We start from the raw sequence: 21,160 nt of genomic DNA on the forward strand, positions 1-21,160 counted from the left end.
CGCGCCGCATGACCTGTTCGCCGCCGTGTGCCTGGCGTCGGTCATCCGAGGGCAAGATTTCGTTTTTACTATCCTTAAGGGCCTGATCGGCCCTGCCAAATGAGCGAGAAGATCATGGGTAAGTCAGTCGTTATCCTTGGTGCCCAATGGGGCGACGAAGGCAAAGGCAAGATCGTCGATCTGCTGACCGAGCGCGTCGGCGCGGTTGCACGTTTCCAGGGTGGCCATAACGCCGGCCATACGCTGGTGATCAAGGGCAAGAAGACCGTGCTGCACCTGATACCGTCGGGCATCCTGCGCGACGATGCGCTGTGCCTGATTGGCAATGGCGTGGTGCTGTCGCCGACTGCGTTGAAGCAGGAAATCGAAGAGCTCGAAACCGCAGGCGTGAGCGTGCGCCCGCGCCTGAAGATCAGCCCGGCTACGCCGCTGATCATGCCGTACCACATCGCCGTCGATAAGGCGCGCGAGATCGCCGCCGGCGGCAAGGCCATCGGTACCACCGGTCGCGGCATCGGCCCGGCCTATGAAGACAAGGTCGCCCGCCGGGGTGTGCGCGTTGCCGACCTGATGTATCCGCATGAGCTGCCCGATCAGTTGCGCGAAGTGGTCGAGTACCACAACTTCGTGCTGACCCAGTGGCTGAAGGCCGCGCCGGTCGATTACCAGCAGGTGCTCGACGAAGCGCTGAGCTGGGGCGAGTTCCTCAAGCCGATGGTCGACGACGTCGCCACTATCCTGCATGACGTGCGCCGCGAGGGTGGCAACATCCTATTCGAAGGCGCTCAGGGTGCGCTGCTGGATATCGACCACGGTACCTATCCGTACGTTACTTCGTCCAACACCACGGTGGGCGGCGCGCTTGCCGGTACCGGCGTGGGTGCGGGTGACATCGACTACGTGCTCGGCATCTGCAAGGCCTATGCGACGCGCGTCGGTGGCGGTCCGTTCCCGACCGAGTTGAACGACGAAATGGGCGAGCGCCTGCGCAAGGTCGGCAACGAATTCGGTGCCAGCACCGGTCGCCCGCGTCGTTGCGGCTGGATCGACCTGGTGGCGCTCAAGCGCGCCGTGCAGATCAACGGCATCAACGGCCTGGCCATCACCAAGCTGGACGTGCTTGACGGTCTGCCGAGCATCAAGGTTTGCGTGGCCTATGAGTATCGCGGCAAGCGTCGCGAGCTGGCGCCGCTGGACGCGGACGGTTGGGCTGAGTGCAAGCCGGTCTACCTGGAATTCCCGGGTTGGGAAGAGTCCACCGCAGGCATCCGCGACTGGAACAAGCTGCCGGCCGCTGCGCGTGCCTACTTGCGCGCCGTCGAAGAGTTGTCCGGCTGCCGTTTGGCCCTGGTGGCTACCGGTGCGGACCGCGACGACACGATCATTCTGGACGATCCGTTCGCATAAGCGTTCGCATCACGTCGAGATATATGAGAAGGGCTCTCTGACGAGAGCCCTTTTTTATTTGCCCTGTCCAGACGAGACATGGTTGTCCGTTGTCTGCTCGATGTCCGGACACACCGACCGTCCGCGGACAACGGTATCGTCTGCTGTGCTGACATGAGAAATGGCTTCAGATAGCCGTTTGCAAGGCATTCGAAGACTTGGCACGACCCTTGCCATCTACTCCGTGAAAGCAACTTTTCTAATCTCACGGAGAACAGTCATGAAATTCGAAACCCTGATGCTGCCGAGCCTGTTTGCGGTTTGTTCGCTGGTTTGCGTGCTGACGTTCGGTGCGATGCTGATCTGACGATCGGTCCGACGCATTCGTTTTCTCTATTCACGGACTCCAAGGTTTTCTTATGCGAATGGCTTCACGCGTGTTGATGGCTGCGACGTTAGCGATGGTATGCGCACCGGCGTTTTGTCGTGACGATGTCCTGCCGATTCCGCCGTCCGGGGTGATCGGCACGCAGGACGCGATGCTTTCGCCGGACTACTGGATCACCAGGGCGCCCGCGCCGGATCAGTTGATCCTGACGCGTGCGCAGATCGATACGCAGAATGCTCGGCTGTTCGCATCCGATCCGAGCATGTACGACTTGCGCAAGATCGGGCCGATGCTGACGCGCGCACAGGTGCTGGCGTGGATCACCAAGGTGTCCAAGCTTCCGTCCAAGCCGCTCATGGACGTGAAGAACCGGCTCCTTCCGAAGGAAGCGATCGATACGATCGTGGCCAGTATCGACCTGGATGCGATTCCCGCCAGCGAACCGGCGCGTTACGGCATGGCGGTGCATCGCGTCTCACTGCGCAACTTTCCGACGAACATGCGCGCGTTCACGGTAAAGGACCAACCCGATTTTGAGAGCTTTCAGGAAAGCACGATCTTTCCCGGCGACCCGGTGGTGATTGCGCATACCAGCCGCGATGGCCAGTGGTATTTCATTGTCAGCCCGCGTTATGCCGCATGGGTCGAGAAATCGGCGATCGCCGAGGGCAGTGCGGAGCAGGTGTTGTCGCATGTAGAGAAAACACTGTATCGCGTGATTACCGGCGACAAGGTACGCACCGTCTTCACACCCGAAGCACCCGAGGTTTCCGAACTGCAATTGGACATGGGTACGCGCGTACCATTGGCCAATGTGCCGCCGGACCAGTCGGTGAACGGGCAGGGTCCGTATGCGTCCTGGACATTGGAGCTGCCCACGCGTGCCGACGATGGCTCGCTGCATTTTCAAGCTGCGCTATTGCAGCGTCAGGCCGATAGCGCAGCGGACTACTTGCCGCTCACCCGCGCCAACATTATCCACCAGGCATTCAAGTTTCTCGGCGAACGTTACGGTTGGGGACATCTCTACAACGGCCGCGATTGCAGCGGATTCGTCTCCGATGTCTATCGCAGCCTGGGCGTGCAGATGCCGCGCAATACCGGTGATCAGGCAAATAGCCCGGCTTTGTCGCATCGTTTGTTTACCGCGAAAGACGACCATGCGACTCGCATGAAGGCTTTGGCCGATGCGCAGGTCGGTGACCTGATCTATATCCCTGGCCACGTGATGATGTTTCTCGGTCGCGTCGACGGGGAACCCTATGTCATCCAGGACGTTGGCGGCGTGATCTTTCTCGATAGCACCGGTCACAAGCGTTGGACCCAAACCAACGAAGTTTCGGTGACACCGCTATTGCCCTTGCTGATCGACGAAAAGCTGTCCTATGTCGATGCGATGACCAGCCTGGTGCATATCAGGCCGTAGTCGATGTGGTCCGGATGCCGTCTTTTGCAAACACCAGGTCGGCATCGTCGATCGGCGCCTTGATCAGCATCTCTCGATCCGATTCGTAATTGTTGGTGACGCGCCAGTAGCCTGAGCGGCCCTGGCGCGGCATCGCGTCCTTGCCACGTTGCACGTAGCCGGATTCGAGCTGGGCGAGGATGGTTTCGTCCAGGATTTGCCCAGGCGGCGGTTTCGGCGTCGCCGTCGAATAACCGCGTTGCTGCATATGGTTCAAAAGACGGCATACGTAGTGCGCGGCGAGATCGACTTTCAATGTCCACGACGCGTTGGCATAGCCGAAGATCACCGCCATGTTCGGTGTGTCCTGCAGGAGCACGCCCTTGTACGTCATCAATGTGTTGGCGGCGCGGGCCTGACCATCGACATCCAGCGTCATGCCGCCCAGCGATTGCAACTGAAAGCCCGTCGCCGAGATGACGATGTCCGCATCCAGCTGCTTGCCCGATGCCAGTCGAATGCCATGATCGGTGAAGGTGTCGATCGCATCGGTCAGCACCGACGCACTACCCGCGCGGATCGCCTTGAACAGGTCGCCATCCGGTACGGCGCAGGGGCGTTGCGCCCACGGTGCATACGCGGGTGAGAAATCGTTCGGCTCGCCATGGCCGTCAAGTTGTTTACGGGCAGCCGATAGCAGCAGGTTCCGCACTTGTCCCGGCCAACGCCGCGCGGCTTTGTATATCCAGCGCTGCAGCTTGATGTTCCGCTTGCGCGCCATGCGATAGACCATGCGCTCGGGCAGTACGTGTTTGAGCACGGCGGAGATCTTGTCGTGCGCGGGGATGGAAAAAATATAAGTGGGCGAGCGCTGCAGCATGGTGACGTGTGCCGCGTCGTTTGCCAGTGCGGGCACCAGCGTAACCGCGGTAGCACCGCTGCCAATAACAACGATACGTTTGTTGCGATAGTCCAGATCATCCGGCCAGTGTTGTGGATGGATGAGGCGGCCACCAAATCGCTCGATGCCTGCATAGTCCGGGATATAGCCTTGGTCGTGCCGGTAGTAGCCGGTGCACGCGATCAGAAATCGGCAGCGATAGACGACGCTACGTTTGCGATGTTCCTCGCTAACGGTAACTGTCCAGCACTGCTGCTCGCTCGACCATGAGGCGTGCCGGGTCTCCACGCCAAAACGTATCCGTTTGTCGATGCCGTACTCGCGCGCGGTGTCTTCGACATAGCGCCGAATGGACGGGCCATCGGCTAGCACCTTCAGTTCGTTCCACGGCCGGAACGCATAGCCGAAGGTGAACATGTCCGAATCGGAACGGACGCCTGGATAACGAAAGAGATCCCAGGTGCCGCCGATGGCACCACGTCGCTCCAACAGGGCGAAGGTGGTGCCGGGACAGTCCCTCGAAAGATGGCTTGCCATCCCGATACCCGACAAGCCTGCACCGATGATCAGGACGTCGGTATATTCGGGTTCGATATCGTCGTGGTTCATATCCCTTCGTTTTTCGTCGTCGGGCCGGAAGTGCAATCGACAGCATAGCGCGGCGACGCCGTGGCGCAGCGGCTGTCTGGCGTGAGGCCTAGCCCGAAAGGCCGAGTTAACTGGCCTTACTGTAGGAGCGACTTCAGTCGCGACCCACGATGGCGTAATGACGTGTCGGGAATGAAGGGGGCCTCCAAAAACCCTTTCCTATCCGTCGTCCCGGCGAACGCCGGGACCCAGTGACTTACGCTTCGACGTGCTGAAGACGCTAAGCCCCGGCGTTCGCCGGGGCGACGATGAAAACTGAGCTTATTTGAGGTTCCCGGAAGTCGCTCCTACGGAAACTAGGAGGTATTCCTGTCAGTCGAAGAACGTCGCCGCGAAAATCGCACCAAGCATCGTCTGTGCGTTCTCGTCCGGTAGCTCTTTAGGCATGCAGGCGTTGAAGAAGCGGACGCCATCGATCAGTGCCATGGTCCCAAAGGCCAGGTCGCGGCCGGGGACGGGTAGTTCCTTGTCCATGGCTTTGCAGAACTGCTCGATGAAATAGCCGATGGTGTCGCGCTTTTCCAGCAGCAGCGCATTAAGGCGTATGCGGAACTTGGGATCGCGCAGCGCGCAAACGCGCGCTTCGGCCCATAGCGCAAAGCTGGTGTCGCCGCAGTAGGCCTGGATATAGAAGGCCGACAGCTGCGCCTGCATGTCCTGCTTGGACAGGTCGGCGTCCAGGATCTGCTGCAGGCCTTCCTGGATGTCCTTGTGGTCGCGCTTGAGCAGCTCGATGAACAAGTCGTTCTTGCTGTCGAAGTTCGAGTAGAACGCGCCCCGGGTGTAGCCGGCATGGGCGGCAATGTCTTCGACGCTGCTACCGGCCAGCCCTTTCTTGGCAATGATCTGCGCGCCCGCCTCGAGCAGGCGCTCGCGGGTTTGGTCTCGGCTTTCTTCGCGGGTGAGTCGCTTGCGTGGCATGGGCAAATCGTACCACGGCTGGCTTTTGCTGCATTTGAATGCTAGCTTGAATTCAAATACAAGTATGTATTAGAGTTCGGCAACGTATCCCCGGGCCGCGAGCGCGGCTCCTACGCAGCAGGAGTGGTTTGTGAACAACCGCAATTTCCCGTCCCCAGCGGGTGCCTGGGCGCGAGCGTTCGGGCCGCTTTCGATCGCGATAACCGTCGCGCTGCTGTCCGCATGCGGCAAACACGCGCCTGAAGCCGAGGCTCCGCGTCCGGTCATCGCCATGCCCGCCAAGGCCGCCGACGCCGCGTTCGTGGCGCAGTTTCCGGGCGAGGTGCATGCCCGTTACGAAATGCCGTTGTCGTTCCGCGTGCCCGGGCAGCTGATTGCTCGCGAGGCTCATCTGGGCGACTCGGTAAAGAAGGGCCAGGTGCTGGCACGGATCGACGATGCCGATGCCGGGCGCAACCAGGCTTCCGCGCAGGCCGCGCTGGAGGCGGCGGAGCATCGACTCGTCTTCGCCACCCAGCAGCGGGATCGCGACGACGCCCAGGCCAAGGCGAATCTGATCAGCCAGCTGCAGCTCGACCAGACCCACGATGGTTACGCGGCAGCCTTGGCCGGGCGTGACCAGGCCAGACAGCAACTCGCGTTGGCGCAAAACCAGTCGCGCTATACGACGCTGGTAGCCGACCGCGATGGACGCATCACCAGTGAGCAGGCGGAGATAGGGCAGGTCGTTGCCGCCGGTCAGGCTGTCTTCGGCTTTGCCTGGTCGGGCGAGCGCGATGTTTTCTTCGACGTACCGGAAGATCGGATCGCCGGCGTGGTCGTGGGGCAGGGCGCCGCCGTGACCCTGCCGGCGATGCCGGATCGCAAGCTGAAGGGGCGCGTGCGCGATGTGTCGCCCGCGGCCGATCCGCAGGCGCGCACCTATCGCGTCAAGCTGGCGCTCGATGCCGATGCTGCCGACGTGCCGCTGGGCATGACCGCGCGGGTCGCATTATCCAGCGGTGCGGCTACTGCCGGTGTGCGTCTGCCCGCGACCGCGCTGTTTCATCAGGGCGAGCATCCCGCGGTCTGGGTCTTGCGCCCGAACGATTCCACGCTCGAACTGCGTCCGGTCACGGTGCTGCGTTACAGCGAGCGCGATGTTCTGATCGACACCGGCCTGCATGCCGGTGAGCAGGTGGTGATGCAGGGCGTGCACACGGTGACGGCCGGCGAGAAGGTCGCGCCGATTGCGCCGCCGCATCCGGAGGACGCGCCGTGAGTGAAGAGGGCCGTTTCAATCTCTCGGCGTGGACGCTGCGACACCGTTCGCTGGTGTTTTTCGTGATGGTAATGGTCGCGTTGTTCGGCATGTTGTCGTACAGCCGCCTGTCGCAATCGGAAGACCCGCCGTTTACCTTCAAGGTAATGGTGATCCAGACCTTCTGGCCGGGCGCGGATGCGCAGCAAGTGCAGGAGCAGGTGACCGACCGCATTTCCCGAAAGCTGCAGGAGACCGCATCGATCGATTTCCTGCGCAGCTATTCGCGCCCCGGCGAATCGCTGATCTTTTTCAATGTGAAGGACTCGGCACCCGCGTCGATCGTGCCCGACACCTGGTATCAGGTGCGCAAGAAAGTCGGTGATATCGCGGCACAGTTGCCGCCGGGCGTGCAGGGGCCGTTCTTCAACGATGAGTTCGGCGACGTCTATACCAATATCTATGCACTGGAAGGCGATGGCTTCACGCCGGCGCAGCTGCACGACTACGCCGACCAGTTGCGTGCCGAATTGCTGCGCGTGCCGGGTGTAGGCAAGGTCGATTACCTGGGAGATCAGAACCAGCACATCTTTATCGAGATTCCCAACGCGCGTTTGTCCAAGCTGGGCATCAGTCCGCAACAGATCGCGGCGGCGATCAACCAGCAGAATGCGGTGGCGTCGGCGGGCGTGATCACGACGGCGGACGATCGCGTCTTCGTGCGCCCCAGTGGTCAGTTCGACGATCTGGAAGCACTCGGCAACACGCTGTTGCGCATCAACGACCGCAGCTTCCGGCTTGGCGATATCGCCACCATCAAGCGCGGCTACGACGATCCGCCGAGCCAGCAGGTGCGCTTCATGTCCAAGCCGGTACTAGGCATCGGCGTCACGATGCAGCCGGGCAGCGATGTGATCCATCTGGGCAAGGCGCTCGATCAGGCTACCGCCAATCTGCAAAAGCGCTTGCCCGCGGGCCTGACGCTGAACCCCGTGACCAGCATGCCGCATGCGGTATCGCATTCGGTCGACGATTTTCTCGAGTCCGTTGCCGAAGCGGTGGCGATCGTTTTGCTGGTGAGCCTGCTCAGCCTGGGGTTCCGCACCGGCATGGTGGTGGTGATCTCGATTCCCTTCGTGCTGGCGGCGACAGCGCTGTGCATGGACATCTTCGGTATCGGCCTGCACAAGGTATCGCTGGGCACCCTGGTGCTTGCCTTGGGCCTGCTGGTGGACGACGCGATCATCGCGGTCGAGATGATGTCGGTGAAGCTGGAGCAGGGCTGGAGCCGCGTGCGTGCGGCAGCATTCGCCTATACGAGTACGGCCTTCCCGATGCTGACCGGCACACTGGTCACCGTATCGGGCTTCCTGCCGATCGCGCTGGCCAAGTCGGGCACTGGCGAATACACGCGCTCGATCTTCGAGGTGTCGGCCATCGCCTTGCTGGTGTCCTGGCTGGCCGCGGTGATCGTGATCCCCTTGCTCGGCTATCACATGCTGCCGGAGCACCACGCGCGCGCCAAACCGGGCGAGGAATGGTGGGCACGCCTGATGCCGCGTCGCTGGAACGAAAAGCGACGGGAGAAGGCTGCTGCCATCGTGCACCACGAAGGCGACATCGAAATCTACGATACGCCGTTCTATCGCCGCTTTCGTGGCTGGCTGGACTTCTGCCTGAAGTATCGCTTCGCCGTGCTGGGGCTGACCGTATTGATGTTCGTGATCGCGTTGGCCGGTTTCGGTCTGGTGCCCAAGCAGTTTTTCCCAAGCTCGGACCGATCGGAATTGCTGGTCGATTTGCGTTTGCCGGAGGGCGCTTCTTTCGATGCCACCTTGAGCCAGGTGAAGCGTTTCGAGGCGGCCATTAAGGATCGTCCGGAGATAAGCAATTACGTGAGTTTCGTCGGCAGCGGTGCGCCGCGTTTTTATCTGCCGCTGGATCAGCAGCTGGCGCAACCCAACTTCGCGCAGTTCGTGATCACTGCCAAGGATGTCAAGCAGCGCGAGCAGCTGGCACAGAATCTCGACACCTTGCTGCAACGCGATTTTGCCGCCGTGCGTACCCGCGTCAGCCGGCTCGAGAATGGGCCGCCGGTCGGATTCCCGGTGCAGTTCCGCGTCAATGGCGACGATATCGCCACCGTGCGCGGTATTGCCGAACAGGTGGCGGCGATCATGCGCAAGGACAGCCGCACGACGCATGTCCAGTTCGATTGGGATGAGCCGGGCGAGCGCTCGGTACGTTTCGAGATCGACCAGGCCAGAGCGCGGCAATTAGGTATCACCTCGCAGGACGTGGCTAATTTTCTGGCGATGTCGCTTTCGGGCACCACGGTGAGCCAGTATCGCGAGCGCGACAAGTTGATCGCCGTGGATCTTCGCGCGCCGAAGAACGAGCGCATTCATCCCGATCAGATCGAGCAACTGGCCATACCCACGCCAGGCGGTGCGGCCATTCCGTTGTCCCAGCTCGGGCGCGTGCACTACGGCCTGGAGTACGGCGTGATCTGGGAGCGCGATCGTCAGCCGTCGATCAATGTGCAGGCCGATACCCGTGGTGGAGCGCAGGGGCTGGACGTGACCAACGATATCGACAAGCAGCTCGATGCCGTGCGCAGCCACTTGCCGGTAGGCTATCGCATCGAAGTAGGCGGTTCGGTCGAGCAGAACCAGAAGGCGCAAGGTTCGATCAATGCACAGATGCCGTTGATGGGCATCGCGGTGCTTACGTTGCTGATGATCCAGCTGCAAAGCGTCGGGCGTACTTTCATGGTGGTATTGACAGCGCCGCTGGGATTGATCGGTGTGATCGGGTCGTTGCTGTTGTTCGGTCAGCCGTTCGGTTTTGTGGCCATGCTGGGCACGATTGCGATGTTCGGCATCATCATGCGCAACTCGGTGATCCTGGTGGACCAGATCGAGCAGGATATCGCCGCCGGCCATCCACGCTGGGAGGCCATCATCGGCGCGACGGTGCGTCGCTTCCGCCCGATTACGCTGACGGCGGCAGCAGCGGTACTTGCGCTGATTCCACTGTTGCGCAGCAACTTCTTCGGGCCGATGGCGACGGCGCTGATGGGTGGCATTACGGTGGCCACGGTGCTGACGCTGTTCTATTTGCCCGCACTCTATGCCGCCTGGTTCCGTGTGCGTGCGGATGAGCCGGCACGGGAGGTCGCACCATGAAGCATCTGTCGCTCCGTTCGACAACGCTTGCGATGGCTATCGCGCTGGCCGGCTGCTCGTTTGCGCCATCGACGAAACCGCCGGTGTCTCCGTCGCCCGACCGCTATACCGTCGAGCCGGTACCGGCAGTCAGCGCGGATGCTGCCGGTGTGGCGCAACACTTCAACCAGGGTGCGCGTGCCGTGCCGGAGTGGTGGCGCCTGTATGGCTCGGACACGCTCAATGGGTGGGTCGAAGAAGGCCTGAAGAACAACCCGTCGCTGGACGCCGCTCGGCATACGCTCGAAGCGGTGCATCAACAGTTTCGTGCACAGGTCGGCGATACGATGCTTCCCTCGCTCGACGCGCAGGGGCAGGCAAGTCGGCAACGCGCTTTGGGTTTGCCGGCGCTCGGGCCGCCCACCAATCTCTACAACGTCTATGCCGGCCAGTTGAGTCTCAACTACACCTTCGATCTGTTCGGCGCCGAGCGCTATGGAGTAAAGCAGGCGGCGGCTCAGGTCGATCTGCAGGCGTATCAGCTCGATGCCGCCCGGCGTGCGCTGGCAGCCAATATTGTGATTTCGGCCGTGAACGCATCGGCTTTGGCCGAACAGGTTGCCGCCGCGGAGCGGTTGAGTGTGTTGGCGCACGAGCAGGCCGATCTGGTTGACAAGTCCTATCGACTTGGCGCGGCCTCGCATGACGATCTGTTGACCGCACAGCAGAATGCCGCGGCGCTGGACGGTTCCTTGCCGCCATTGCGTGCGCAGGCGCAACGCGCCAGGCACGCGCTCGCCACGCTGATGGGGCGTACGCCGGATCAGGCACCCGAGGTACTACCGTTGTCGCAATGGCAATTGCCGGCAGAAGTGCCGGTCAGCGTGCCATCGGATCTCCTGCAGCAGCGGCCGGATGTGCTGGCGGCGGAAGCATCACTGCGTGCGGCATCGGAGCAGGTCGGTGTAGCGACGGCGAATCTGTTTCCGCGGATTTCGTTGTCCGCATCGATGGGCTCGGGCGCATTCAAGGATTCAGGCTTGTTCAGCAGCGGCTCGGGCATCTGGAGTGCAGGTCTGTCGCTGACACAGCCGATCTTCCATGGCGGTGCGTTGATGGCCGAACGCAAGGCTGCGATCGCCAATTACGATGCGAGCGTGGCGCAATACAAGCAGGCGGTATTGAACGCGTTCCAGAATGTCGCCGACTCGCTGGTTGCGCTGGATCAGGACGCATCGGCGTTGCGTGCGGCGCAAACGGGGTCGGACGCTGCGAAGCAATCGTTTGCTGAGAACGCGTCGCGCTACAAGCTCGGTGCGGTGTCGTATCCGACCACGATCGTCAGCGAGCAGCGTATGCAGAATGCGCGGCTGACGGAGATCCAGAGTACCGCTGCGCGTCTGGTGGATACAGCGGCGTTGTTTCAGGCGATGGGTGAGCCGCAGGGCAGTGGAGCAGCGAAGCGGCGATAACCTAACGTGTTTGCCACTGGGCCTCGGCCTGCGCCGGGATGACGGGGAGTGCAAGCGTCCGGATAAGACCGCACGCTACCTCATCGTCATCCCGGCGCAGGCCGTGACCCAGTGGCGCTTACGTATGATTTTCGCGAGGCAGCTCACTCGCGCCGATACGAACCGGCCACCACCCAGGCCGCACCCGCAATCGCCGCCGAGATCACGAACGCCGTCCACTGCATACGATCGCCAGCGTGGGTAAAAAGCCCCGGACCCCACACCAGCAAGGTGATGATGCTCAGCATCGCCGCCTCGAGAATCGCGGCGAGTCGCGGCCATACGCCAAACAGAATGCCAAGACAGGCGGCGATATTGCCGGCACCCGTCAGATAGGCCCAGCCGGTCGGAAACGGCAGCCATGCAGGCACCAGCTCGAGGGTCTGCGGCAGGTAGATGAAATGCGACAGCCCGATCGTCGGCAGACTCAAGGCAAACAGCCATCGCGCATGGCGCGTGCCACGCGTTCCCACAAGACCTGACAGGCGTTGGCTCTCCCATCCGTTGGCGTGCGAGGCAAAAAGCACCCAGGCGCCAGCCAGGATGACCGTAATCTCGCCCAGGCCCAGCCAGGTGGCTTCCATCTGCGGGACGAAGATAACCGCGGGCAGCTTCAACAGCACGGCCCAGAGCAGGACAAAGATCACCAGCGCACGCGCGGCGACCGGCCGAGTGCTCGCGATCAACAGACCTATCCCACCCAGCAGCTCCACGGCAGCGCTGAGGTAGGCCAGTACCACGCGGCCCGGAAGCTGCGCGATCGGGATGCGTTGCCACTGCACGGCGAAGTCGCCATAGATCAGGCCGAGGATGCCCAGCGCGACCATCGTGGCGGCAAACAGGATGCGCGCCGTGTTTGCCAGCGAGGAGTGTGCGAGGAGTGGGGCGGACAGGATGGTTTGCGATGAAACGGTGCTGCTCATGGCTTTCCCTGAGATCGCAGGTCAGGCGTCTGGTCTATGGAAAGCGTTATTCGGCATGAAAAATAGGACCAATTTTCCGTGACCGGGACATGCCAATGCGCTAACCCAATGCTCCGGCCGGGTCCGCTTGCCCGGCGGACCTTTTACATCCGCGCAAGCTGTCATGCACATCGTGCTGACTTGCCGGCCGGCAACATGGTTTTCGTCCCCAAACTTCAGGAGTGAAGGCGATGCGTAACGCAGATCGACAAGCCGCACCGATCGATGCACTGGAACGATTGACGCTGGCGATGCAAGGGCGAGGGGATACCCAGGGGCGTAGCGGAGTAGGGCAGGAAAACCCGCATCATGGTTTCGATAATCGCGACGGCAGCACCTTTACGAGCGAGCTGGTCGACAGCGCAGCTGAGTTTCCCGAGCCGATGATGGGCACGACCTATCAGTGCGGCGGTACCGGGCTCGACCGGGACGTGCTCGAAGAAGAGCGCAAGGCAAAGGAACGCGGTGGTTCGTGGAAGAGTCCACGTGTGCCACGCGGCGCGCGCGATCCGTCTCCAGGCGCACCGGTGAATCGACGCCGCTGATCGGTTGTCACGATGCCTTCTGCGGCCGCATGCATGCGGCCGTCAGCGGCTTGTCGTCGACGCTGTCGCATACCTGAAACTGCCCGGGCAGGTCGCGGATATCCTGCTCCGTTCCGGCCGCAACCGCGAGCTTGCGTACGGGCGTGTTTTCGCACTGGCCCAGTGCGCAAGCGAACACGGCGTAGTGGCAACTGCCGGTGATGCTGTCGAGGCATTCGAACGTGGCCGTCCCCGCACGCACGTGTACCTTGCTGTAGATCTGGTCCACGCCGTTGACGGTTGTTCGGGTGACGATGCTGCGATCGCCTTCGCTGCAGCCGGCGAGCGCGAGCAGGAAATACATGATGGCGCCTAGCTTGAACATGATCGCACCTCTACATGTGGCGAAAAATCGCCATGAAGGGCTGGCTGACAGCCAGCGTTTCCGAGCGGCCTTTGAGGCGTAGCGTGCCCTTGCCGCCATCGTCGCGAACGATCGAGGCAATGGCTTTCAGATTGACGATGGTCGAGCGGTGGATTTGCTTGAACACCTGCGGGTCGAGCATGGCGAGCAGTTCGCGGATCGGTGTTCGCAGCAAGGCTTCGCCTTCCGCGGTCATCGCCACGGTGTATTTGCTGTCGGCACGAAAATAGGCGATGTCGTCGACCATGATCAGTCGCGTTTCACGACCGACACTGGCCGTGACCCAGGTCAACGGTGGTGCGCTGGCGCCGGGGGTATGTCCTGCCAGTTGGCGGATCAGGCTGGAAAGGCTGCCGATATCGACATGTCCGCTGGCCAGGCGCGTTTGCACGCGCTGTATCGTTGCCGCCAGTCGCTCGGGCGCAATGGGCTTGAGCAGATAGTCGATCGCACCACGTTCGAATGCATCGATCGCATATTGATCATAGGCGGTGGTAAAAACGATCTGCGGCGGCGGACGGAGCTCCGCTGCCGCGGTAGCCACTTCAAGGCCGGTCAGGCCGGGCATGCGGATATCCAGAAAAGCTACATCCGGACGATGCTCGGCGATAGCCTCCAGAGCGCTTGCGCCGTCCTCGCATTGAGCGACGATATCCAGGGCCGGCCAGGCGGTCTCCAGCAAACGTTGGAGCGCATCGCGCAGCAGCGCCTCGTCTTCGGCGATGACAGCCTTAACCATGGCGGGCTATCCATTGTGCATCGGTAGGCACGCTGATCGTCGCGGCGACACCGGCGGGCATATTGGCCACCACCGCCAGTGCGGCATGCCCGTCGTAGACCAGGCGCAGGCGCTCGCGCAGATTCTTCAGGCCGATACCGGTGCCACCGCCGGCTGTGCTGAAACCATTGCCGTCGTCGGCCACCGTGATCACCGCCAGATCGCCGTCACGCCGCGCATTGATCCACACGGTGCCGCCGCCGGGCTTGGGTTCGAGGCCATGCTTGATCGCATTCTCGACCAGTGTCTGCAACATCATCGGCGGCAGCGGTGTGGGCAGCAGGCTTTCGGGAACATCCAGCTTGAGTTCGAGCCGCGCGCCCATGCGAATCTTCAGAATCTGCAGATAGGAGCGGGCGCGTTCGAGTTCTTCGCCCAGAGTGGATAGCGTCTGTTCGGTGCGTGGCAGCGAGTGACGCAGGTATTGGATCAGATGACCCAGCATTTCGTCGGCGCGTGCCGGCTCGCTGCGCGTCAGATACTGCGCGCTGGCCAGCGTGTTGTAGAGGAAGTGCGGTTCGACCTGTGCGTTGAGCAGATTGAGTTTGGCGACGGCCAGTTCCTTCTCGGTCGAGGTCTGCTCGACGGCGCTGCGTTCGCGTCGCCGCAATTCGGACACGCGGCGGCTGATGGCACGGGTGATGGCTTCGGCATTTTCGAGATTGGTGGCATCGTCGACGCGGAACCAGTCGCTCCACGCACCACTCTCGGGTTCGCAGATCAAGGTCACGCTGCCGGCGCCATCGATAGGTGTCACGGTGGCGAGGATCTGATTGCGCGTGTTGCCGAAGAAGGGCAACCGCAGCAACTTCCATTGTCCGTACGGCGCCGGCCGTTTCACCTTGGCACGCACCTGCAGGCTGTCGCGGGCGCTTTCGATCTCTTCAGTACGTGGCAGCTCGCGAATGGCCGCATCCAGCAGGTCGAACGCCTCGCCGGCCTCGAGCGGAATCTCTATCTGTCGCCGCTGGCGATTGCCCACGGTGCCGGCATCGATGCGCCCGGTGATCAGCCGCACCCGGCGCAGGTGCGATACCGCGCCGGCGATGACAAAGACCGCCGTCGCCACCCATAACCAGAAGGCGATCAAGGGAGCATCGTCGCCTCTGTCGGCCGGGGCGATCCACAAAATGGCCAGGGCCAAGTAAGCGACCGACCAGGCGATCAGAATGCGCAGGACGAAGAAAAAGCTTTTCACGGTGGATCCCCGAAACCCGATGTGCTGCCGAGCATAGCCGTCTGCCGCACGGGGTAAACCACCCGAGCGACAGGACCGGCCAGGCGGCGACGAAAGCCGGAAATCGGGGCGCGAATCAGAGCCTGCCGGACTCAGTGCTGCTCGATGTCTTCCGGTGCGGCGTCCCCGGCCTGGACCGCAAACGGGCGGGCATCGTTGACCAGATGGACGAGAAACCGTCCCGGCTGCTCCTGCATCACCATATGCGCCGAGTCTTCAAACCAGACCAGGCGTTTGTACGGCGCGCTGAGGGTCGCGAACCATTGGGCGGCCAGTTCATGCGATACGGCGTAGTCGTGTCGCCCGGTAAACAAAAGCACCGGGCAATCGAAATGTGTGTCGTGGCTGAGATCGATCAAGCTCAGCGGCTTGAGCAGATGATTGAGCGATAGCAGACTCCCGGCGCCGATCGCATCGAGATCCTTGTCGCTGTATTCGGGAGCCAGCTCTTCGGCATTGGAATCGAAAGCGAAGCTGGTGCGTCCATAAGCGAGCCCGCCATAGTAGGAAAGCCAGCGGCGTTGCGTGCCGATGCGCTCGATATCGAGCGAGCCTTCCTTGCCGGGGTAGGGGGCGAGTCGAGTCAGCTCTGCGATCGCCTTGGTGTTGTTGTCGACCTTGGCCTGATCGAGCGCGAAGCGATAACCGATCGTTTCGTTCTGTTGCACGTTGACTACCTGACCCACGCCAATATAAGCGTAGAACCAGTCCGGATGCCGCTGCGCAAGGCGAACACCCAGCACCGTGCCCCACGAGTGGCCGAGCAGAAAGATCTTCTGCTTGTGATACGTCTGCTGCAGATAGCGCACGACCGCTTCGGCATCGTCGGTCATCTGGTCGATTGTCAGAGTGGGTGCGATGGTTTTCGGATCGTTTGCCGCATAGGTCTTGCCTGCGCCGCGCTGATCCCATTGCACCACGGTGAAATAGTCCTCCCACGGTGTCTGGAAGGTATAGGCCAATGGCATATCGGGCGAAGCGGGGCCGCCATGGATAAACAACAGAATCGGATTGCGCTTGTCCTTGCCGCGGATCGACAGCCATTGTTCGGTGCCGTTGATCTTTACCTTGATCAACGCGTCGATGCCGTTTGGCGTCACGATCTTGCGCGATTCGGCGATGATGTCGCGGGCCTGTTGTTGGGTAAACGCTTTGTTTGCGTTGTCGTCGGCCTGCGCGACGCAGGCTGCGGCGCCGAGTGCGATCGAACAAAACAGCGATTTCATGCGAACCATCGATGGCTTCCCGGTGATCGAATACAAACCGGTAGACAGCAATGACTGGGCCAACGGCCTGGCGATGCGATTCTGATGTACGAATAGAGGCCAGCCCGCGTGCCCGCGGACAGCATGAAGTGTCCGCGGACGGCGGCGTTGCGACACCCATGCGCAAATTAATACGCTAAAACGGCGTCATCCGCTGGAGGCCAGCTTCGTTATGATAGGCACCGATGCAAGGGAAGGGGTACGACGATGCGTGGCTATACCGTTATAGCAATCTTGGGACTCGCGCTTTGCGCGCCGCTGACAGGCATGGCGCAAATGCCTGCTGCCGCATCGAGCACCCAGGGAGTTGCCAGCGACGCGGATCTCGCTAAAACACGGTGCACGGCCGGTGAGGAAAAATTTCTGCCCGCCGACCTCTATTATTGCCTGGCCACGCAGAGCTACGGCCAGAAGCAATACAGCGCGGCGAAGCGTTTTTTCACCACGGCGGCGAGCTGGGCCAGCAAGCCTGCTCAATACGTGCTGGGCGTGATGGCGCTCAATGGCGATCACCAGCGGCCGGATCGCGCCTTGGCGTTGGCATGGTTTTCGTTGGCCACGGAGCGGCCCGATTCGCATTTTGCCGCGGCGTATAACGCCTTGCTCAAGCAAACGACGCCTGCCGAGCACGAGGCCGCGCAGGCCTTGTTGGTAAAGATGCGGCCGGTCTATGGCGATGCGGTTGCGGCGAAGCGGGCGCAGCAGCGGTACGAAAGCGGCATGGCTTCGTTGAAGAATCAGGAGTCGTACTGCATGGCCGGTACGCAGGATGCGTGGAAGGATCCGATCGATCCGCAATCGTGTCCTCCGGTGCAACTGGTGGTGGCTCAGATCGACAAGGCCGCCGAGGTCGTCTTCGATGGATGGCAGGGACATGTAACGGTCGGTGCATTGCAGCAGGTGCATCAACCCAGTCAATGATGGACGTCCAGCCATCCATGTAAAGTCGTCTTTACCTTGGCTGTAAACGTACTGTCATCACTCCTTTGCCACAGTGCCGGGCTTTGCCAACGCCCGGGACTCGCATGAAAAAGTATGTTGCTCTTCTTGGTCTGCTCGCTTTGCTGGAAGATCACTCCGCCTGGGCGACGACGTTCGAAGTCACCAACGGGCAGACCGATCCCAACGCCAAGACGCTAGCTACAGGCCAGACGGGAACGGTGGATGCCGGCGGGACGCTTTCGGTAGCAGGCGCCACGGATGCGATTTCGGTCACCGGCAATGCAACGCTGACCAACAACGGCACGATCCTGCAAACGGGCACCGGGCGCGGCATTCGCGACAATACCGGCAAGCTCACCCTGACGGTCACCAACAGCGCCGGCGCGACGATCCAGACCGCCGACGCCGACGTGATCCAGATGAACAAGAAGAACAGCAATATCACGTTCAACAACGCCGGCACGCTGATTTCGTTGAATGCATCGGCGGGTGGCTCGCAGGCGATCGACTTCAATGCCATCACGACGGGTACCAACGTACTCAACAATGCTGCCACGGGTGTGATCGAAGCCAACGAGGCCGACGCGGTTCGTCCCGGCATCAATGGCGTGGTCAATAACGACGGCATCATTCGCTCGACCAACAACCCGGGCAGCACGGACAGCACCGATGGCGTCGATCTGCAGTCGAATTCGGGCATTACGGTGAACAACGCCACCACGGGAACGCAGACCGTGGCGGGCACCGGTCTGATCGAGGGCGCGCGCCACGGCATTACCGGGGGCAACAAGGACACCACGACCGACGGCACGTTTACGCTGAGTGTCACCAATAACCTGGGTGGCACGATTCAGGGCGACAACGGTTCGGGCATCAATATCGATGGCTTCAACGGCAACGAACTGGTCACCATCGTCAATCACGGCACGATCATCGGGAACGGTGTGGCTGGCGATGGCGATGGCGTGGATGTCGACGGCCTGGTCCATCTGACCAACACCGGGACGATCCTCTCCAAGCAGGCATTCAACGATGTCAGCGAAGGCGTGACGGTCGGCGGCGGCACGATCGTCAATTCTGGCACCATCGAGGGCGATAACGTCAACGGCGGTGTGTCGCATGGCATCACGCTGGCCGGCCTGGACAAGGATCCCACGACGGACGCGCCGATTCCGGTACAGGGCATCTATGGCGACACCACGATCACCAATAGCGGTTTGATCAAGGGGCAGAACGGTGCGGGTATCGCTGCGACGGGAGCGGCGACCAGCTTCAAGCTCAGCATCACCAACCTGACCGGCGGTACGATCGAGGGCGGCAGTGCAAGCGAGGCGGCGATAACCACCGGCGCCAATAACGTCACGATCGTCAACTACGGCACGATCACCGCACTGGCCGGTGCCAAGGCGGTCGATCTGGGCAGTGGCAACAGCAGCCTTGAGATCCTCGGCGGCGTGGCGCAGATCAATGGCGATATCTCCGGTGGTACCGGCAGCAGCACATTGAGCATTGCGCCAGGCACCGGCAACAGCTTCAGCTATAGCGGCGCTATTTCGAACTTTGCCAGCGTGGCCATCGGCGACGGTACGGTGACGCTGTCCGGTGCCAACACCTACAGCGGCGACACGACGGTCACGGGCGGCACGCTGATCCTGGCCAATAGCCAGGCTATCGGCACGGGTCGTTTGATGGCGACGGCTCCGACGATCGTTTACGCCCAGGGCGTGAACATCGCCAACGCCATGGTGCTGCAAGGCGATACCACGCTCGATGTGGAAGGCAGCGATGCCGCGACGCAGAGCGGAGTGATCAGCGGCAATGCAGGCCTCACGAAGACCGGTTCGGGCAGCTTGCTGCTTACCGGCGTCAATACGTATACGGGTAGCACGTTGGTACAGGCAGGTACGCTGGCGATCGGCGATGATACGTCGCCCACTGCGGCGGTGGCCGGGGATGTGCAGGTTGCGCAGGGCGCCACCCTACGCGGACATGGCTCGATCGGCGGCAGCGTGATCAACGACGGCACCGTCGCGCCGGGCGGTTCGATCGGTACGCTCACCATTGCCGGCAATTACACGCAGAACAAGGACGGCGTGCTGAGTATCGATGCGACGCCGGCGGGTGCCGCCAGCCGCCTTGCCATCGGCGGCAAGGCGTCGCTTGATGGCAGTACGGTGGTGCTGGCGCAGGCCGGTAATTGGGCGCCACTGACCAACTACACCATTCTCACCGCCAACCAGGGCGTCAGCGGCCAGTTCGCTGGCGCGACCTCGAGCCTGGCATTCCTGACGCCGGTACTGACGTATTCGGCCAACAGCGTGAACTTGTCGCTGCAGCGTAACGATATCCAGTTCGTCAGCCTTGCACGTACCGCCAATGAGCGCGCAACGGCAGCCTCGGCCGATACGCTCGGCTTCGCCAGCCCGGTCTATACCGCGCTGACCCAGCTGCAGGCGGCTGCAGCGCCGCAGGCATTCAACCAGCTGAGCGGTGAACTCTATGCCAGCACGCGGACGGCGTTGTTCGACGACAGTCGTTACGTTCGCGACGCCGTGAACAATCACCTGCTCGGGCAGGAAAATGCCGCCGATGGCGCGCAGGCCAGCGACGCAAACGGTGTCACTGCGTGGACTGCCGCCTGGGGGCATTGGGGGGATCACGATGCCGATGGCGATGCGTCGCGTTTGCAGGCAAACGGCAGCGGCCTGCTGATCGGTGCGGATCTTGGTATCGGGGGCAACGCTCGCCTCGGTGCCGTTGCTGGACGCGGACAGACGTCCATACGCGTGGACGATATCGGCTCGTCGGCGCATGCGACCTCGACGCATCTGGGGTTCTACGGCAGCGTCAACAGCGGTGGCTTTCAGCTGCAGGGTGGCGTGGATTACGCCTGGCAGCAAGTGGACAGCACACGCCATATCGCCTTCGGGCAGTTCGTCGCTGCCAATGCCGGACGCTACGATGCCAATACCGCGCAGGCGTATATCGACGGCGGCTACCGCTTCGCGATGGGCGAGAGCACCTCGCTTGAGCCTTATCTCAATCTGGCTCACGTGCGGATCAAGTCCGATGCCTTTGCCGAGTCGGGCAGCAGCGCGGCCCTGGCCGTGCAGGGCGATACCAGTCAGCAGACGTTCGCCACCCTGGGCTTGCGTGTGAACTTTGCGCTCGCGCCGGGCGGCTTGCGGGCCTATGCGGGCCTGGGGTGGCAGCATGCCTGGGGCGATACGCAAAGCGCCAGCACCGAGCGTTTTGTCAGCGGTGGTGTCAACGCCTTCACTGTCGATGGCGTGCCGGTAGCGCACAATGCAGCGGCAGCAACCTTCGGCCTGAGCTTTCCGCTCAGCCGCAGCGTGACCGTCGATACGAGTTATCAGGGGCAGTTCGCCAGCCACGCAAAAGATCAGGCGGCGCGGATGAGCTTGACCGTTGTGTTCTAAGACCGCGAGGCATGGGGCCTG

Annotated in this window: 15 protein-coding genes; 8 read left to right on the top strand and 7 right to left on the bottom strand. The window is 62.0% G+C overall.

Annotation, left to right across the window (positions count from 1 at the left end):
- The first annotated feature begins 114 nt into the window (after positions 1 to 114).
- Entirely contained in the window at positions 115 to 1,407 is a 1,293-nt protein-coding gene (locus tag QMG46_RS11235; RefSeq protein WP_281852598.1) for an adenylosuccinate synthase, read from the top strand.
- 398 nt (positions 1,408 to 1,805) lie between these two features.
- Positions 1,806 to 3,200 carry a C40 family peptidase gene (locus QMG46_RS11240; RefSeq protein WP_281852599.1) on the top strand — a complete coding sequence of 465 codons (1,395 nt, stop codon included), beginning with the start codon at positions 1,806 to 1,808 and terminating at the stop codon, positions 3,198 to 3,200.
- Here the strand turns inward: QMG46_RS11240 and QMG46_RS11245 are convergent.
- Positions 3,190 to 4,689, bottom strand: a complete 1,500-nt coding sequence (locus QMG46_RS11245) for a flavin-containing monooxygenase (RefSeq protein WP_281852600.1) — start codon at positions 4,687 to 4,689, stop codon at positions 3,190 to 3,192. The genes QMG46_RS11240 and QMG46_RS11245 overlap by 11 nt on opposite strands.
- A gap of 351 nt (positions 4,690 to 5,040) precedes the next feature.
- Positions 5,041 to 5,649 carry a TetR/AcrR family transcriptional regulator gene (locus QMG46_RS11250; protein ID WP_281852601.1) on the bottom strand — a complete coding sequence of 203 codons (609 nt, stop codon included), beginning with the start codon at positions 5,647 to 5,649 and terminating at the stop codon, positions 5,041 to 5,043.
- A 130-nt stretch (positions 5,650 to 5,779) separates the two neighbouring features.
- Between QMG46_RS11250 and QMG46_RS11255 the strand changes: the two genes are divergently transcribed.
- The 3 genes from QMG46_RS11255 to QMG46_RS11265 all read left to right on the top strand — a co-directional run bounded on the left by QMG46_RS11255 (position 5,780) and on the right by QMG46_RS11265 (position 11,528).
- Complete coding sequence (locus QMG46_RS11255; RefSeq protein WP_281852602.1) at positions 5,780 to 6,910, top strand: efflux RND transporter periplasmic adaptor subunit; 1,131 nt, start codon at positions 5,780 to 5,782, stop codon at positions 6,908 to 6,910.
- Positions 6,911 to 6,975: 65 nt separating this feature from the next.
- Positions 6,976 to 10,077 carry an efflux RND transporter permease subunit gene (locus QMG46_RS11260; RefSeq protein WP_345781801.1) on the top strand — a complete coding sequence of 1,034 codons (3,102 nt, stop codon included), beginning with the start codon at positions 6,976 to 6,978 and terminating at the stop codon, positions 10,075 to 10,077.
- A complete protein-coding gene (locus QMG46_RS11265) occupies positions 10,074 to 11,528 on the top strand; it encodes an efflux transporter outer membrane subunit (RefSeq protein WP_281852604.1) in 1,455 nt (484 codons plus the stop codon). Before QMG46_RS11260 ends, QMG46_RS11265 begins: the two co-directional genes overlap by 4 nt.
- Before the next feature lie 143 nt (positions 11,529 to 11,671).
- Here the strand turns inward: QMG46_RS11265 and QMG46_RS11270 are convergent, their stop codons facing one another.
- Complete coding sequence (locus QMG46_RS11270; protein ID WP_281852605.1) at positions 11,672 to 12,490, bottom strand: DoxX family membrane protein; 819 nt, start codon at positions 12,488 to 12,490, stop codon at positions 11,672 to 11,674.
- 230 nt (positions 12,491 to 12,720) lie between these two features.
- On the opposite strand from QMG46_RS11270, the gene QMG46_RS11275 reads away from it, so the two are divergent.
- Complete coding sequence (locus QMG46_RS11275; protein WP_281852606.1) at positions 12,721 to 13,074, top strand: hypothetical protein; 354 nt, start codon at positions 12,721 to 12,723, stop codon at positions 13,072 to 13,074.
- Between the two features lie 7 nt (positions 13,075 to 13,081).
- Here the strand turns inward: QMG46_RS11275 and QMG46_RS11280 are convergent, their stop codons facing one another.
- The 4 genes from QMG46_RS11280 to QMG46_RS11295 all read right to left on the bottom strand — a co-directional run bounded on the left by QMG46_RS11280 (position 13,082) and on the right by QMG46_RS11295 (position 16,718).
- The gene (locus tag QMG46_RS11280; protein ID WP_281852607.1) at positions 13,082 to 13,438 is read right to left on the bottom strand and encodes a hypothetical protein; all 357 of its coding nucleotides are present in this window, start codon (positions 13,436 to 13,438) and stop codon (positions 13,082 to 13,084) included.
- A gap of 10 nt (positions 13,439 to 13,448) precedes the next feature.
- The gene (locus QMG46_RS11285; RefSeq protein ID WP_281852608.1) at positions 13,449 to 14,216 is read right to left on the bottom strand and encodes a LytR/AlgR family response regulator transcription factor; all 768 of its coding nucleotides are present in this window, start codon (positions 14,214 to 14,216) and stop codon (positions 13,449 to 13,451) included.
- Positions 14,209 to 15,453 (bottom strand): sensor histidine kinase, encoded by a 1,245-nt coding sequence (locus QMG46_RS11290; RefSeq protein WP_281852609.1) that lies wholly within the window; start codon positions 15,451 to 15,453, stop codon positions 14,209 to 14,211. The genes QMG46_RS11285 and QMG46_RS11290 overlap by 8 nt, the downstream gene beginning before the upstream one ends.
- A 131-nt stretch (positions 15,454 to 15,584) precedes the next feature.
- Positions 15,585 to 16,718 carry an alpha/beta fold hydrolase gene (locus QMG46_RS11295; protein ID WP_281852610.1) on the bottom strand — a complete coding sequence of 378 codons (1,134 nt, stop codon included), beginning with the start codon at positions 16,716 to 16,718 and terminating at the stop codon, positions 15,585 to 15,587.
- Between the two features lie 246 nt (positions 16,719 to 16,964).
- On the opposite strand from QMG46_RS11295, the gene QMG46_RS11300 reads away from it, so the two are divergent.
- Positions 16,965 to 17,678 carry an SEL1-like repeat protein gene (locus QMG46_RS11300; protein ID WP_281852611.1) on the top strand — a complete coding sequence of 238 codons (714 nt, stop codon included), beginning with the start codon at positions 16,965 to 16,967 and terminating at the stop codon, positions 17,676 to 17,678.
- Between the two features lie 104 nt (positions 17,679 to 17,782).
- Entirely contained in the window at positions 17,783 to 21,139 is a 3,357-nt protein-coding gene (locus tag QMG46_RS11305) for an autotransporter outer membrane beta-barrel domain-containing protein (RefSeq protein ID WP_281852612.1), read from the top strand.
- Positions 21,140 to 21,160 lie beyond the last annotated feature (21 nt).

This window comes from Dyella sp. GSA-30 (genome assembly GCF_027924605.1).
In the GTDB taxonomy this organism is placed as follows: Bacteria; Pseudomonadota; Gammaproteobacteria; order Xanthomonadales; family Rhodanobacteraceae; genus GSA-30.